At 66.0% G+C, this 14,645-nt stretch carries 14 protein-coding genes; 9 read left to right on the top strand and 5 right to left on the bottom strand.

The genetic code is table 11. The features are described from left to right. Positions 1-43: 43 nt before the first annotated feature. The 4 genes from FIV43_RS03855 to FIV43_RS03840 all read left to right on the top strand — a co-directional run bounded on the left by FIV43_RS03855 (position 44) and on the right by FIV43_RS03840 (position 4,012). Positions 44-361: a DUF6112 family protein gene (locus FIV43_RS03855; RefSeq protein ID WP_231123674.1), complete on the top strand. Its 318-nt coding sequence runs from the start codon at positions 44-46 to the stop codon at positions 359-361. A 153-nt stretch (positions 362-514) separates the two neighbouring features. Further along, positions 515-1,726: a conjugal transfer protein TrbL gene (locus FIV43_RS03850; RefSeq protein ID WP_181407674.1), complete on the top strand. Its 1,212-nt coding sequence runs from the start codon at positions 515-517 to the stop codon at positions 1,724-1,726. A gap of 3 nt (positions 1,727-1,729) precedes the next feature. Continuing rightward, positions 1,730-3,193 carry an SCO6880 family protein gene (locus FIV43_RS03845; RefSeq protein WP_141013065.1) on the top strand — a complete coding sequence of 488 codons (1,464 nt, stop codon included), beginning with the start codon at positions 1,730-1,732 and terminating at the stop codon, positions 3,191-3,193. Between the two features lie 63 nt (positions 3,194-3,256). Continuing rightward, positions 3,257-4,012, top strand: a complete 756-nt coding sequence (locus FIV43_RS03840) for a hypothetical protein (RefSeq protein WP_141013064.1) — start codon at positions 3,257-3,259, stop codon at positions 4,010-4,012. 22 nt (positions 4,013-4,034) lie between these two features. Here the strand turns inward: FIV43_RS03840 and FIV43_RS03835 are convergent, their stop codons facing one another. From FIV43_RS03835 to FIV43_RS03825, 4 genes are read right to left on the bottom strand one after another with little or no spacing between them, the layout of a single operon-like run. Then, the gene (locus FIV43_RS03835; protein ID WP_231123673.1) at positions 4,035-5,036 is read right to left on the bottom strand and encodes a DUF3800 domain-containing protein; all 1,002 of its coding nucleotides are present in this window, start codon (positions 5,034-5,036) and stop codon (positions 4,035-4,037) included. Further along, a complete protein-coding gene (locus FIV43_RS21935; RefSeq protein WP_231123672.1) occupies positions 5,012-5,395 on the bottom strand; it encodes a hypothetical protein in 384 nt (127 codons plus the stop codon). Before FIV43_RS21935 ends, FIV43_RS03835 begins: the two co-directional genes overlap by 25 nt. Before the next feature lie 20 nt (positions 5,396-5,415). Then, entirely contained in the window at positions 5,416-5,907 is a 492-nt protein-coding gene (locus FIV43_RS03830) for a hypothetical protein (protein WP_141013062.1), read from the bottom strand. Between the two features lie 42 nt (positions 5,908-5,949). Beyond that, a complete protein-coding gene (locus FIV43_RS03825) occupies positions 5,950-8,781 on the bottom strand; it encodes a UvrD-helicase domain-containing protein (RefSeq protein ID WP_141013061.1) in 2,832 nt (943 codons plus the stop codon). Between the two features lie 44 nt (positions 8,782-8,825). On the opposite strand from FIV43_RS03825, the gene FIV43_RS03820 reads away from it, so the two are divergent. After that, positions 8,826-9,227, top strand: a complete 402-nt coding sequence (locus FIV43_RS03820) for a hypothetical protein (RefSeq protein WP_141013060.1) — start codon at positions 8,826-8,828, stop codon at positions 9,225-9,227. Continuing rightward, positions 9,224-10,711, top strand: a complete 1,488-nt coding sequence (locus tag FIV43_RS03815) for an ATP-binding protein (RefSeq protein ID WP_141013059.1) — start codon at positions 9,224-9,226, stop codon at positions 10,709-10,711. The genes FIV43_RS03820 and FIV43_RS03815 overlap by 4 nt, the downstream gene beginning before the upstream one ends. Positions 10,712-10,717: 6 nt before the next feature. Here FIV43_RS03815 and FIV43_RS03810 read toward each other — a convergent pair whose 3' ends face one another. Continuing rightward, positions 10,718-11,203: a hypothetical protein gene (locus tag FIV43_RS03810; RefSeq protein ID WP_141013058.1), complete on the bottom strand. Its 486-nt coding sequence runs from the start codon at positions 11,201-11,203 to the stop codon at positions 10,718-10,720. 29 nt (positions 11,204-11,232) lie between these two features. Here FIV43_RS03810 and FIV43_RS03805 point away from each other — a divergent pair, with 29 nt between their 5' ends. From FIV43_RS03805 to FIV43_RS03795, 3 genes are read left to right on the top strand one after another with little or no spacing between them, the layout of a single operon-like run. Continuing rightward, entirely contained in the window at positions 11,233-12,354 is a 1,122-nt protein-coding gene (locus tag FIV43_RS03805) for an ArdC-like ssDNA-binding domain-containing protein (RefSeq protein ID WP_196780969.1), read from the top strand. Then, positions 12,351-12,869: a hypothetical protein gene (locus tag FIV43_RS03800; protein WP_141013057.1), complete on the top strand. Its 519-nt coding sequence runs from the start codon at positions 12,351-12,353 to the stop codon at positions 12,867-12,869. The genes FIV43_RS03805 and FIV43_RS03800 overlap by 4 nt, the downstream gene beginning before the upstream one ends. 32 nt (positions 12,870-12,901) lie before the next feature. Beyond that, positions 12,902-14,629: a TraM recognition domain-containing protein gene (locus FIV43_RS03795; protein ID WP_141013056.1), complete on the top strand. Its 1,728-nt coding sequence runs from the start codon at positions 12,902-12,904 to the stop codon at positions 14,627-14,629. Positions 14,630-14,645 lie beyond the last annotated feature (16 nt).

The raw sequence follows: 14,645 nt of genomic DNA, 5'->3' as shown, positions 1-14,645 counted from the left end.
GAACACCTGAGCGAGTGAACCATCCGCTCACTCAGGAGGAATCGTGATCCACCTCGGTCTACCCACCACGATCGTGGCCCTGCTGCCGCAGGACATCAACATCGGCCCGAACTCCAACGGCCTGCCCGGCATCAGCCAGCTCAAGAGCATCGTCGGCGCCTCCATGACCGTCGGTCTCATTCTCGCGGTGCTCGGCCTCATCGTCTCCGCGGTCGTATGGGCGCTGGGCGCGAACTCGTCCAACCCTCACCTCGCCGGACGCGGCAAGTTCGGCGTCCTCGTGGGCTTGGGTGCGGCGATCGTGACGGGGGCTTCGGTGGCGCTGGTCAACTTCTTCTGGAACGTCGGCCAGTCGGTCTGAGGCCCGCGGCCAAGCGAGGACACGACGATGGTTGACGTCTGCGGAGTACCGGTCATCTCCAGCGTGTGCGACGTCGCGGGAGACGCCGCCGGCTCACTAGTCGCGGCACCCTTCGATTGGCTCGCCCAGGGCATGGGCCACGCAGCCGGGTGGATGTTCGAGGCGGTTTGGACGGTCTTCGACTCGACCACGATGGTCGACGTCACCAGCGGCCAGTACACGAAGGTCTACAACATCCTCTTCGGCGTCGCCGTCTTCGTCATGCTCGGCTTCTTCATGCTCCAGGTCATCGGCGGCATGATCCGACGAGAACCCGCTGCACTCTCGCGCGCGGCCCTCGGTTTGGCGAAGTCGGTCCTTGGCTCCTTCGTCGCTCTCGCACTCCTCGCCACGGCGCTGGAGGTCACCGACCAGCTCTGCATCGGCATCGTCAATGCAGCCGGGACCAACATGGAGCAGATGGGCGACCGCATCGCCCTGCTCACCACCGGGCTGGTCGGGCTCAACATCGCCGCCCCCGGCGCGGGTGCGGTCATCACGATGTTCATCGCGGGCCTCGCCATCGGTGCGGCGGCGATCGTGTGGATCAGTCTGCTGATCCGCAAGGCGCTCCTGCTCATCGCGATCGTCTTCGCTCCGATCGCTCTGGCCGGGTCGAGCTGGGACCACACACGTGGCTGGGTGAGCAAGTGGGCGTCGTTCGTGATCGCCCTGATCTTGTCGAAGGTCGTCCTGGTGGTGATCTTCCTGCTCGCGATCGCCCAGGTCTCCGCGCCCATCGACAGCGACATCCAATCGGTGAGTGAACCGATCGCCGGCGTCGTACTGATGCTCATGGCGGGGTTCGCTCCCTACATGACCTACAAGGCCATCAGCTTCATGGGATTCGACATGTACCACGCGATGTCAGCCGAGCAGGAAGGCAAGTCCGCTCTCAACCGGCCCCTACCGATCCCGATGAACCGCACCCCAGGCTCCCAGCCCAGCAAGGTCCTCAACGGCGGCTCCTCACAGAGCTCAGGCGGCGGCTCAACGACTCCGCCTACGGCACCGGCAGGCTCGGGACCGTCGACCGGAAGCCTCGGCGCCGCATCACCGGCAGGCGGCAGCGCGGGCCCGGCTAGTGGCTCAGCTGGAGGTGGCGCTGGTGCGGGCGGCGGCGCCGCTGCGGGTGGAGTCGCCGCAGGCCTCGTCGTCGCGAAGGAGGCCGCCGCCGCAGGAGTGCGCACCGGGAAGGCCGTCGGTGGCGCAGTCTCTCAGCAGACTGATGCGGCCCAGCAAACGCCGGTATCGACCTCCGGTGCGCCCCTCCCCCAGCACGTGCCGGACTCGGTTCCCTCCCAACCACGCGGCACGAGGCGCTGACCCATGAGCAACTCGACAACAGCGAACGATCACGCGCTCGCCGCAGTGAAGTTCTCCCGCCTGACCCGCCGAGGGGTGCTCCTGGGACTCTCGGGGTCTCAGCTGGTCGTCGTCGGCATCGGCGCGGTCACGCTCGTGTTCGCCTTGTACTTCGACGGCGGACCATCCCTGATCTATGCCGTCCCAATGCTGCTGGCCTGTTCGGCCCTGGCGTTCATCGGAGTCGGCGGTCGCAAGCTCATCGAGTGGCTGCCCATCGTGAGCCGATGGGTCTGGCGATCCACCGGTGGGCAACTGCTGTTCCGCCGCCACATCGTCAAGCCCCGCCCTGCGGGAACCCTCTCACTGCCTGGCGACGCAGCGCGCCTGCGACAGTGGTTCGACCCGGAGAGCGGCGCGGTCATGGTCCACGACCCCCACACCGCGACCCTGACCGCGATCGTCGGGGTCACGCATCCCGCTTTCATCCTGCTCGATCCCACCGAGCAACAGCGCCGCGTCACGAGCTGGGGCCGAGTGCTCGCCACCGCCTGCCGCTCTGGTCGCATCGCCTCGTTGCAGGTGATGGAGCGGACCCTGCCTGACTCCGGCAAGGGCCTGGCGGACTGGTGGTCGCAGCACGGCCACCGCGACGACTCCTGGACCTCGACGACGTACGACGAGCTCATCGACCGCGCCGGCCCCGCCGGTGAGCGTCATGCCAGCACCGTCTCGATCTCACTCGACATGAAGGCCGCCGGTCGGGCGATCCGCGCTGCCGGGGGCGGCAACCGCGGAGCCGCCGCCCTACTGCGCCAAGAGATGTCCACGATGACTGCCGCACTACGGGCCGCCGACCTCGCGCCGGCAGGATGGCTGGACCCCGGCGACCTCGCCGTCATCCTGCGCTCGGCCTACGACCCCGTCGTCGCGGGTGCTCTCGAGCGCCACGGCGAACTGGGCCGCGACCTCGCAACCGCCGGTCCGGTCGCCGTCACCGAGACCTGGTCGAGCGTGCGCTCCGACTCCGCGCACCACTGCGTGCTCTGGATCAGCGAGTGGCCGCGATCCCTCGTCTACCCCGGCTTCCTCGCGCCGGTACTCCTCTCCTCGGGCGTGCGCCGCACCTTCACGCTCCTTTACACGCCCATGCACACCGACCAAGCCGCTCGAGACATCCGCAAGAAGAAGACCGAGTACATCTCCGACGCCGCCCAGCGTCAGCGAATCGGACAGATCGAGGACGCCCAACAGTCGGCCGAGTACAACGACGTCCTCCAGCAGGAAGCCGACCTCACCGCCGGCCACGGCATCCTCCGCACCACCGGGCTCATCGCCGTCAGCGCCCAAGACCCCGACGAGCTCGAGCGTGCTGTAGCCGATATCGAGCAGGCCGCGATCCAGGCTTCGTGCGAAACCCGGCGGCTCTGGGGTCAGCAGGCACAAGCGTTCTCGGCTGGAGCCCTGCCTTTGTGCCGTGCAATCTGAGAGGGCAGGTCGCGCCCCTATTGCGGGTACAACTGCCCGATAGCGCGGCTAACATCTTGAAATGTGTCGAACACTTCCACCCTCACGTGCATTTCACGTGATGGCGTATGGCACGGCACCTGCCAGTGCGGCTGGAGTTTGACGTCCAGGCGCTCGGGTCATTCGGGGAGCAGCGCGCTCGCCTATGTCGAGGCGCACGGCCGCACTCACCTACGGACCAAGCATCACGCATCCAGCCCTCTCCGTCGATCGCGAGGACGCACGGTCACGCTCTCCGCGATCAACGAGCGTCTGCTCAACAAGGCCGAACGCGAGCGCTATGCGGAACTGACAACCGCAGTCAGCGCACGTACCTCCGGATCTGGCACCAAGCCACCGATGCGTTCGACTTTCAGAGACCACCCGACGTCAATCGCGCTGTTTGTACTTTGGGTCCCGGTGCTGGCCGGCGCATTCGCCTTGGCGATGAACGAGGACAAGACACCGGAGCCACACCCGGACCCCTTCCTCTGGCTCATGCTGGCGGTGCTGCTTGGTGGGTGGATCCCTGCGGCAATGGTGATGGCACGCGAACTTGATGACTGGCGCCGAAACAGCGTTGCGTCGTACCTGGACGGCATTGGTTTCAGCGACCGCGCCGCGTCCCCTGTCACGTCGTCGGATGACGACAATGACTACTACAAGTCCAAGCGACAGCTCGATCACGAGTGGTACGGCGATCACTCCGAACTCAACTGGCGTGACCGCGAACAGGCTCAGGCGTGGGGCATGGACGCCGACACCTATGTGAGCAATTGGCTCGAGCACGACAAGGACTGAATAGCTTCAGGCGGTCAGCGGCTCACGGAAGGAACCTCTGCTTGAGGTCAGCCCATCCGATCCCGGCCATCTGCTCCAGCGTCGCCTTCGGCACGTTCACATCCCATGAGTAGAACTCGTGATGGAGCATCACGAGGTCCCCGCACACAGCCCGCTCATCTGCATCAAGGCGCTCACCGCGCCTGAGCTTCGTGAACACTGTGCGCACAAAGCCGACCAACAGGTCGGCAAGTTGGATGAAGGGCTCTTCCTTCGAGTCGCCGAGTCTCAAGCTGTCGACGGTGGGCATGCTGAAATAGCGAAGCGCGCCGTTGATGACCACGGAGTCACGGCCGTCGGACTCGCGGAACATGCCGCGAACCAGCCCGAGCAGCTCGTCGAACCGAACGATGTTGTCGTGGACGATCTCGATACCCACGCCGCGGGGACGAAGAAACTGCTCCAGCTGGTTCATAAGTGCGAACATCGAGTGCCCAAGCGTGGTCCGCATCCACACATCCGCGCCGAACTCACGCCCCATGTCGGCGAGCGACTCCGGGCCGAGGTGTCGGAGCATTTCCGCGCGTGCAGGTCCGCTGCTCTCTTGAATGAGATCTGCGAACTGCAACGCGAGTTTCTCGATCTGCGCGGGCCCGGGTTCGACCCCCGCGCGGAGCATGTCCGCGAACATGGATAGAAGGTCTGGAGCCAGCAAGAAGCCTTCTGCAAGGTTCTTCTTGACGTCGTATGCCGACGTGAACTCCGTCGGGAGACAAGGGTTGTACTCGGGATCGAAGAACGTCTCCACTGCTTTAGCTGCGAGGATGTAGTTCTTGTCCATCACCTGGAAGAACGGCACAGCCGCGTTGGCGAGCAGGGTCTGGAAGATGTCCCTGAACGCCGCTGAGCCGTTGTCTCGCTTCGCCAACTGCTGCCACTTCAACTCTGGGGCGTTCAGACGGTAGCGCTCCCGGAAAGCAGCTACTGCGGCAAGTAGTGCGTCTTGATTGGATGAAGGAATCAGCCAGCCGCCGTGGACGAACACCGGCTGGTCAGGGTCACCCCAGTGGACGCCGGTGTTTCCGCTCTCATCGCAGTAGAACGTGGCTCGGGTCTCGCCCCGGCTACCGACGGCGGAACGAGAACGGACCTGGGCCGCTCGCTTGGCCGGATTGCCTGACCTCCCCACAACGAAAGCGTAGATCTACAGGGGTAGCCCAGCTGCATGAAGATGCTGCGGAGTCGCTTCTTGGGGCCTACCGCCGTGATGACTTGGCCGTTGCAATCCACCACCTCGATGACCATGTTGAAGCCCTTCGCCGCAACCCGCGCGGAGGCGATGTCGTCCTTGAAGATCTCGGCGAATCCGGAGAAGTTCCGGCCCATGAAGTGCAGCGCCAGCACGCCCTCGGCCGGGTAGTGATTCAGGACCCATGTCCCCTCGGCCTTCGTGGTGGATCGCGAACTCCGGAACGCGTCCCAACCTCCTTCGAAGAATCCCCCGCGGTGCCAATCAGGGCTGTCGGGTCTGAGTCCAGTGCGGGCTCGTAGCGGATGCCCCTGGCAAAGGTGTCTGGGCTGTCCGTCGGCCGACTCGTCGAGTCGTCGTCGTCATCGGCGATCGTGGTGCCGTGGAGACGGCCGCCTGGCCCGACATCGCTGGCGACGTGCTGTCCGACGTACTCATAGAAGCGACGGACCATGCCGCAGTCGTCCATCGAGTGTCCTGCCTTGAGCCAGCGACCTGCTGCCTCCGCGCCAGCGACTTGGCTGGCGAGCGTCGCGAGTTCCGGAGTGATTTCATCGCCGGTGTCGCCGAGATTCGACGCCGCGGCAAAGATCTCTGCGGCGACCACGCCCTCATCGGGCAGCATCGACGTCATTTGCGCCCGCTCGCGGTCCTCACGCTTGGACATAGACATCTCCTGAGTTCCTTTTCGACTTTGCGACGCTCACGTTCACGATGCGATCCGCCGCTTCGACGTGCATGCAGGGAATCGGTTGCAGGCCAGGAACGGTCCGTACTTGCCCTGCCGCAAGACCATGAGCCCCTTGCCGCAGACTGGGCAGGGATCGGGCGCCTGGCCGGACGGAACGTCGCGGAGCAACGTGACAACGCCGTCGCCCAGCAGTTCGGTGACGAACTCAGACTCGCGCCCGTTCCTGGCGATGAGGAGGACCGTCTCTCGCGCCCGCGTGAGCGCGACATAGAAGAGTCGCCGCTCCTCGGCGTGGGGAAACTCGTCGCCTTCTGGGAGCGCGAGTCGCAACAACGGGTCATCTTCTTTGATGCTGGGAAACGCGCCTCGGCTCAGTCCGGGGATGATGACGTGATCTGCTTCGAGACCCTTCGAAGAGTGCACGGTCTGGAACGAAACGTCGATGCCTGGATAGCGCGTGCGTGGCAGGAGCTCCTGTTCGTACCGATAGCGTCCGAGGACCTTGACTGTCTTGGGCGATCCGTCCGCCGCGACGGCTGCGAGCTCGCGTAGCCGTTCGTCGATTGCGCTCGTGACCCCTGCATCGCTGTCGACGAGCGCAAGCGTCAAAGGTGCTGTCAAGGACTGCTCCGAGCGCACCCGCTTCTTCAACTGGCTGGGGTTCTTCATGACAAAGTCGCCCGCCAAGGTGCTGAGCTGCTGGGAATTGCGGAAGGTTCGTTCAAGACGCAAGACGTGCCCGCGACCGAAGGTGGCTTCAAAACGCGTCATGGCCGAGATGTCTGAGCCCGCGAATCGGTAGATCGATTGCCAGTCATCTCCCACTGCAAACAGGAAGTGACCCGGCCGACTAACCAGCGCCTGCACTAGTCGCGCGCGCGAGTGGCTGGCGTCTTGGAACTCGTCGACGAGGACAACCCGATACGGTGACGTCCACCTGCCGGCTTCGACGAGGTCCGTGGCGCGGTTCAGCATGTCCTCGAAGTCGACCTCGTTGGCTTCCTGCAGGCGGCGGTCCCACTCGCGACGGACTTCGTCGAAGAGGTTAAGGAACAGTGTCTCGCGGAGGTCGGGTGCTCCGTTGCGTCCCTTTGCCACCCGGGCACGAAGATCGCTGTCGCCGAGCCGGTTGCTCTTCGCATGCGCCAAGAAAGTTCGGAAGAGGCTGCACATTTCCCGGTCGGTCAGAAGCGGCGTACCAGGGACCGCTCGGTCGGGGTCGAAGTCCGGTTCAATCCCGCTTGCACGCAGTTGTCGCTCGAGGCTTTCGAACAGGCTGCCGTTGGCGAGGTCTCGTGCTGCAGTCTCGATCAACACCGTGCCATTGGCGGCGTGCAGGCCCTTCTTCCAAGCACTGGACTGGAGGTAGCCCTCGAAGCCCGGTGGCTCGGGTTGGCCCGACACCAGCGCCCAGTGCTCGTGATAGACGCCAGCGGCGGGATAGAAGAAGTCGGGCCGGTATTGCGAGTGCTGCGCGTCAGCAACGTTGACTTCGTATGGACGCTCGTAGTCGAACTCAACGCCCGACTTGATGAGCCAGTTCGCGATCGCGCGCTCGCCGGCGCTCTTCATCACTTCAAGGTTGAGGTCTCTGTATCCGCTCCGCCGCTTCTGTGGATCCCAGGCATCAGGTTCAGGTTCCGCGTCGCCCGTCATCGGTACGCCGAGCACGTTCTGAAACAGCGACCAACTGGCCGCGAACTCTGCAGACGAACGTCTCAGCGCGCGTACGACGTCTGCGAGCAGTGGAACTCCGTTGTCCGTATCCAAGCCCGCTGCAAGCCGAGGCTTCGCTCCGGTTGCTTCTCCGATGACCTTCAGGCCGAAGGCGTGGAAGGTCGTTGCGCGCAGGCCGTCAGTCGAGATGTTGGCGTTCGCTAGCCGCTGCTCGCATCGGTCGCCAAGCTCTGCACCTGCTGACTTGTTGAAGGCGAGCAACAGAATCTCGTCAGCGTTCGCAAGGCCCTTTCGGATTGTCCATCCGGCCTTCGCAACCATCGTGGACGTCTTGCCTGAGCCGGCGGATGCGATGAGTTGCACTCGATTGTCGAAGCAGATCACTGCCCGAGCCTGCTCCTCGGTCAGGGGCGTCTTCTCGATCCGATCGAAGAAGGCTCGTTCGTCGATCAGCTCGACGTCCACGAGTGCGTCGTTCTGCGCTGCGACCTGGGCTCGGACGGACCAAGCTCCGTCGAGGGTCTGCAATGCCGGTCGCTGCGCCAGGTCGGCGCGACCCTCCAATAGGCGGCGTTGGGCCGCGCTGAGCGGGTACCTCGCGCGCACTCGGGCGAGCTGAGACTCCCACTCGACAATGAACTCTTCCGGGAGCCAATGCCGGCTGGCCCAGCTCTCGCCAGCCGCGGCGTGATATCCGGTCCACCAACCGAGCAGCGCGTCCAGAACCGGCTGCAGGTCGAGCGCTTCCTCGTACTCCTTGACCTGGCTTGCAACGCACAACTGGTACTCCGACAGGGCTCGCTTCGAAAGGCCCGGGAGTGGAGTATGAATGCCGAGTTCGGGTGCTGACATCCGTGCCCAGATTGATCCGGTTTCGAAGGTCAGCTTCTGATGTTCCGCGACGTGCACGGTCGAGAGTCCCGTGGGCGTCATGACGCTGATGTGCTGGTCAACGACTCCGATCGTCCAGTAGGGCGCGCGGCCGAGATGCCGCGCCCAGAACGACGGGGACCACGAGTTCGCCTGCCGCCCGCCGATCACGCCCCATCGCCTTCCTTCGACCTGTCGGCAAGACTGCAATCCGCCGATCACCTGAAGACTTGCAGAACCGTCCGACAGATGTGGCGAAACCCGCTCAGGCCGCCCTCCACGTTGACCTTCGCCGCGGCGCATCGGGCTCACCTACTTCGTGACCCATCCCTTACGAGGAGAGCCTGATGCCGACGTTCGAGAACCCGGCGGCTGACGCCGACGAAGTACAGACCGCGCTTCGCGCGTTTGCGCACGCGACACGCTCAATCGATGACCCGCGCGAGATCTACTCGGTCCTTGGCTCGCTCACCTCGGCCGTCGCGTCGCTGAGTCAGTCGCTCCATCAGATTGCGCAGTACCACGATGGACGTCACCGCGATGCGCAGTGGGCGCCGACTGGCTCGCCGAAGGCTCGCTCGGCCGCCTATCGAGTCTCATGGGACCTCCACCGAGCTGGCGAGATGCTCCGGCAGGTCGGCGTCGTCATCGGGAACGCGCACGAGGCGGAGGCGATGCTCACCTACGACCGCGAGTTCCCAGCGCCACAGGTGCACGGCTCCGCGGTCGACCGTGGGCTGTCGCTATGAAGGACTCCGACGAGAGCCGTCTGCACAGTGCGGTACTCGTGTCGCCTCGTCGTGAGCGCCGGAGTGACCGGCGCGCGCGGAAGGCGGCAGCGAAGTCGCGGCTCGCTGAGGACCGCGACTCGCGCAGAACGCTCGAGAAGGCGAAGTCCGACGAACTGGCGGCCGAGCGCCGCGCGACCGTCGTGTTGCCCAAGGCTGGCGAGCATGGTGCCGCCGCCCTGCGTACGCCGGGCCGGCTTCGGTTGCCCCGTCATCAGGACACGTCCGCCACGTTGGCCGGCGCGTACCCGTTCCTCGCTGAGGGCGGCCTCGGCAGTGACGGGGTGTTCGTCGGGCAGGACCTGTACTCAGGCAGCTCCTTCGTCTACGACCCATGGGTGCTCTACGCCCGCGGACTGATCACCGCGCCCAACCTGGTCCTCGCGGGGATCGTCGGGGCCGGCAAGTCGGCGTTGGCGAAGAGCCTCTACACCCGCTCGATCCCGTTCGGCCGCCGTGTCTACGTTCCTGGCGATCCCAAGGGCGAACACACCGCCGTCGCCGAAGCCGTCGGCGGCAGAGCCATCGCACTCGGGCACGGGATGCCGAACCGACTCAACCCGCTCGACGAGGGCCACCGGCCCGCCGGGCTCGATGACATCCAGTGGGCTGCGCAGGTCACCTGCCGCCGCCGCGACCTTGTCGGTGCGCTGGCCGAGACGGTCCTCGACCGCCGGCTTACGCCGTTGGAGCACACGGCCATCGACGTCGCCCTCGCGGACACGGTCCGCTCGACCGACGTACCGGTGCTTCCAATGGTGGTCGACCGGCTGCTCGCACCCGATGGCGCGACGGATACGGATGGTCGACTGGCCGAGGACGGCCGCCTGGCTGGTCACGCGTTGCGCCGCCTCGTCGCCGGCGACCTCGCCGGGCTCTTCGACGGCCCCAGCACGGTCCGCTTCGATCCGACGTTGCCGATGATCTCCCTTGACTTGTCCAGGGTGACCGAGAACGCGACGCTCATCTCTGTGTTGATGACCTGCGCGTCGGCGTGGATGGAATCGGCACTCCTCGACCCCGACGGCGGACAACGGTGGGTCGTGTACGACGAAGCGTGGCGGCTGATGTCCCATCCGGCGCTACTGCGGCGCATGGACGCGCACTGGCGGCTGGCCCGGCACTACGGGATCGCGAACATGCTGATCTTCCACAAGCTCTCCGACCTCGACAACGTCGGTGACCAGGGCTCTGCCATGCGCGCGCTCGCCTCGTCGTTGCTAGCGAATGCGGAGACCCGGGTGGTCTACCGGCAAGAGTCCGACCAGCTCGGCACGACGGCTGCTGCGCTTGGGCTAACCGGCACAGAACAGTCGCTTCTCCCGACGCTCGGCACCGGACAGGGCCTGTGGCGGGTCAAGCACAGGTCGTTCGTTGTCCAGCATCAGCTCCACCCTGCCGAGCTGGAACTTTTCGACACAACGGGCCGGATGAACCCGGCCTGATCCCAATCAGCGCCGCTTGCCCGTGCCGAAACTGCCTGGTGCACGGAACTCCATCGCGTCCCGCCTCACTTTCGGCTTGGGCTTGTAGGACCTCTCGCTCATCAGGCACCGTTCGCCCTTCTTCGTGAGGTGTTTCGCGATCGTGGTGACGCCCTCGAATCGGGTCATCACCACGAAGGCGTGGCACTTCGGACAGTAGTCCTGGGTTGACTTCGACTTTGGGCGCTTCTTCTTGCCCTTCAGCCCCGGGGTGGCTCGACGCGCCTTTCCAGTCGAGTTCTTGGACGGCGCGGTCGACTGACCCGGCATCGGTACGGGGGGCTGAGCTGAATCGCGGGGCGGAAAGATCTCTCGGATCCGCGCGATTAGTTCAGCGCGGTCAACATTCCAGCCGCGTGCTATCACCGCGTCGGCTAGCCCGCTCACGGAGATAGTGCCGTGCTGGCGACGAACTAACCGGATCGCTTCGTCGACGGTTGGCGGCAGGGGCACGAGTTCATGATGGCATCGGCCTCCGACACGTGCGGCCGAATCCATCACCTGCGACAACGCCGGGACACCTGCCCTCCGAGAAGGGAGGGCAATCGATGAGAGTCCGAACGCGAGACCTCGCCGCTCGCGAGGAAAAGCTCGAAGCGCTCCAGCAGAAACTCACCGATTCCGTCGGTGCGCTCGTGAGCGGCGAGGACTGGAAGCGTGCGCTGATGTTCGCGGCAAAGTTCCGCGGACGCAGCTTCGGGAACACGATGCTGATCGCCGTCCAGCACTACGCCGCCTTCCAAGAAGGTCGGGTGCCCGACCCGATGCCAACCTACGTCGCCGGCTTCCGCCAGTGGCAAAGTCTCAACCGCGCGGTGATGAAGGGACAGTCCGGCTACGAGATCCTCGCACCCGTCACGGCACGGTTCGCCACCCGAACCCCTGCAGAGCCCGAGTCGTGGAGGCGTCTGGCCCGAGGCGAGAAGCCGAGCCCCGGGGAGGCAGTCCGGTCGAAGCTGGTCGGCCTCAAGCCCGCTCACGTCTGGGACGTCTCCCAGACCGACGGCGAACCGATCCCCGAGCCGCCTCGGCCGACGCTGCTGCAAGGCCAGGCTCCCGAGGGCCTGTGGGATGGACTGGCCGATCAGATCACTGCCCGCGGCTTCGAGCTGCGACTGGTCTCGGATGCGAGAGCGATAGGTGGCGCCAACGGACTGACCGACTACCTGACCCGCGAGGTCTCGGTACGTATGGACATGGACGACGCCGCCCAGGTCAAGACGCTCGCGCACGAACTGGGGCACGTCATGCTCCACGGCCCCGACAACGCCGACGCGTCCATGCATCGCGGGAACGCCGAGGTCGAGGCCGAGGCTGTCGCACTGATGGTCGGCGCGGCGCACGCTCTGGCCACCGACGACTACACGATCCCGTACGTCGCGTCGTGGGCATCGAGCGTCCCCGGTAAGACACCGATCGAGGTCGTGCAGTCCACGGCCGAGCGTGTTCGCGGGGCGGCGGTCTCGATCCTCGAGCAGCTCGACACCCCGCAGGTCGGTGACGGAAACCCGCCCGGACTCGACCGGGCGGCTCTCTCCGCTGGCCGCCGCTCAGCTCCTGAGCAGAGGGTCGCTCAGCGGCAGGTGGAGACGATCGGGATATGAGCTTGATCAACGCCGCCGCGCCGTACCGCCGCGACGACCGGCAGACCTTCCGAGTCCCGGTCGTGATGCCACTGGTGGAGGTCGATGTCGATGACCACGGCTACCTGACCGTGACACTGGACCGTGAGCCCTACTCCGCAGACCGGTCCCTGACCCGCACCGATCTCAAGCGTGTGGTCGATGACATTGCCGCCGACCTCGATAAGCCGGTGCGCGTCGAGGTCCGAGAGGCCGACCAGTCGAGCTTCACCGACATCGTGACGCCCGGACGCCCGCAAGTGCAGGTGGTCGCGCCTGCACGTAAGGCCACTTCGTCGGTCGGCGAGGTGGCAGGCGACGGGTTCCTGCCCAATGAAGAGATCGCCGTCGCCGTCGTTGTCGCGCATCAGGTCGCCAACACCGACGGCACAGCCCGACTCCGCCTACCCCCGGCGCTCCTCGAAGCCCACCCCGGACTCGTGGTGTTGATGGGCAAGAAGTCCGGCACCGTCATGGTCAGCGGCGGCGCCGCGTGAACCCACGCGGCCAGGGCGTCGACGACGACCTGATGAACCTCGGGCTCATCCTGATCGCGGCCGTCGGTGTCCTCGCCGCCGTCCTGCGCCTCGCAGGGTCAGCGGCTGCCTGGATATCCGGGGTCGCGCAGCCGACCGGTGGATGGGAAGCGGGATTCCGCGTCCTCGCCGATCCCACCAACCCGGGTTCCGCACTCGGCTCGGATGGCCTCGCGGCTTGGGTCTACTGGCTGGCTCTGGCCGTCTTTCTCACCACAGTCCTTGCCCTCGCGGTAGTGGTGTGGCGTCGCATTGGCTCGATGAGGCACGCGTCGTCCCATGATCCGCGCCACCTTGCCAGCGTCGCGACCGGGCGCGACGTCCGCGCTGTGGCATCGCGCAAGGCGCTGCTCGCTCGCGGTCGGACTCTCCGACCGTCGCTCGACAAGCCGGCTCCGTCCGAGGTCGGCTACCTGCTCGGCCGCTCACGAGGACACGACGTGTGGGCCTCGGTCGAGGACTCGATCCTTGTGCTTGGACCGCCTCGGTCTGGCAAGGGCCTGCACGTCGTCATCAACGCGATCCTCGACGCGCCCGGCGCTGTCATCACAACTGCCACCCGGCCGGACAACATCGCGGCCACGCTCACCGCCCGCCGAGCTCGGGGACCGGTCGCAGTGTTCGATCCCCAGCGGCTCGCCGAGGGCCTGCCTGCCGGGCTGCGGTGGTCACCCGTCCGCGGATGCGAAGACCCACTCACCGCCATGATCCGAGCCACCGGACTCGCCTCGGCTACCGGCCTGTCGACCGGCGGTGTGGAGTCCGGAGGCTTCTGGGAAGGCAAGACCCGCACCGCGCTCCAGGCGCTGCTACACGCCGCCGCCCTCGACCAGCGGTCACCGCGCGAGCTGTTCGGCTGGACCCTGTCCCCGTCGGCGGCGGCCGACGCGGTCGCGATCCTGTCCAGCAGCCCGAAGGCCGCGCCGGGCTGGTCCGACTCGCTGGAGTCGATGATCCACGCCGACCCCCGCACCCGCGATTCCATCTGGATGGGCGTCTCCCTCGCGCTCTCGTGTCTCGCCGACCCCCGCGTGCTCGACGCTGTCTCACCGGGAGTCGGCGAGCAGTTCGACCCCGTCGACTTCCTCACCAACAACGGCACCCTGTACCTGCTCGCGACCGGAGCCGGCGCCGGCGCATCCTGGTCTCTGGTCGCAGCTTTCATCGAAGACCTCATCGAGACCGCACGCCACCTCGCCGCCGCCTCCCCCGGCGCCCGCCTCGACCCACCCTTGCTGTTGGCCCTCGACGAGATCGGCAACCTCTCGCCTCTCCCCTCTCTACCCGTTCTCATGGCTGAGGGTGGCGGAACGGGGATCACGACCATGCCCGTGCTCCAGTCGCTGTCTCAGGCCCGCGACAAGTGGGGCGATCACGCCGCCGGCGCGATCTGGGACGCCAGCATCGTCAAACTCATCCTCGGCGGCACCTCCTCGGCCAAGGACCTCCAAGATCTCTCCGCCCTGATCGGCGAACGCGACGAGAAGACCGACACCGTATCCGTCGGCGACTACGGCTCCCGATCGCTCCAACGCTCGGTACGCCGAGTGCCGGTGATGCCGCCAGAGGTCACCCGCACCCTGCCCTTCGGCACCGCTCTCGTACTGCTCCGCAGCGCCCCGCCGTTGGTCACCGACCTGCGCCCTTGGACCGCCCGTCGGGAGGCCCCGACGCTTCGTGCTGATCGTGCGTCCGTCGAGGCATCCCTACGACGCCGCTGATCCAGCGTGTTCTGTC

The organism is Nocardioides sambongensis (genome assembly GCF_006494815.1).
Classification (GTDB): domain Bacteria; phylum Actinomycetota; class Actinomycetes; order Propionibacteriales; family Nocardioidaceae; genus Nocardioides; species Nocardioides sambongensis.
Note: the sequence above shows the minus strand (reverse complement) of the source record. Positions and strands in the feature narration are given on the sequence as shown.

What these genes read in the sequence shown, in the direction of transcription:
- FIV43_RS03850 (WP_181407674.1), top strand. Translation starts at nt 515, where the DNA reads ATGTTCGAGGCGGTTTGGACGGTCTTCGACTCGACCACGATGGTCGAC.
- FIV43_RS03845 (WP_141013065.1), top strand. Translation starts at nt 1,730, where the DNA reads ATGAGCAACTCGACAACAGCGAACGATCACGCGCTCGCCGCAGTGAAG.
- FIV43_RS03830 (WP_141013062.1), bottom strand. Translation starts at nt 5,907, where the DNA reads ATGTCCAAGCGTGAGGACCGCGAGCGGGCGCAAATGACGTCGATGCTG.
- FIV43_RS03825 (WP_141013061.1), bottom strand. Translation starts at nt 8,781, where the DNA reads ATGCGCCGCGGCGAAGGTCAACGTGGAGGGCGGCCTGAGCGGGTTTCG.
- FIV43_RS03820 (WP_141013060.1), top strand. Translation starts at nt 8,826, where the DNA reads ATGCCGACGTTCGAGAACCCGGCGGCTGACGCCGACGAAGTACAGACC.
- FIV43_RS03815 (WP_141013059.1), top strand. Translation starts at nt 9,224, where the DNA reads ATGAAGGACTCCGACGAGAGCCGTCTGCACAGTGCGGTACTCGTGTCG.
- FIV43_RS03800 (WP_141013057.1), top strand. Translation starts at nt 12,351, where the DNA reads ATGAGCTTGATCAACGCCGCCGCGCCGTACCGCCGCGACGACCGGCAG.
- FIV43_RS03795 (WP_141013056.1), top strand. Translation starts at nt 12,902, where the DNA reads ATGAACCTCGGGCTCATCCTGATCGCGGCCGTCGGTGTCCTCGCCGCC.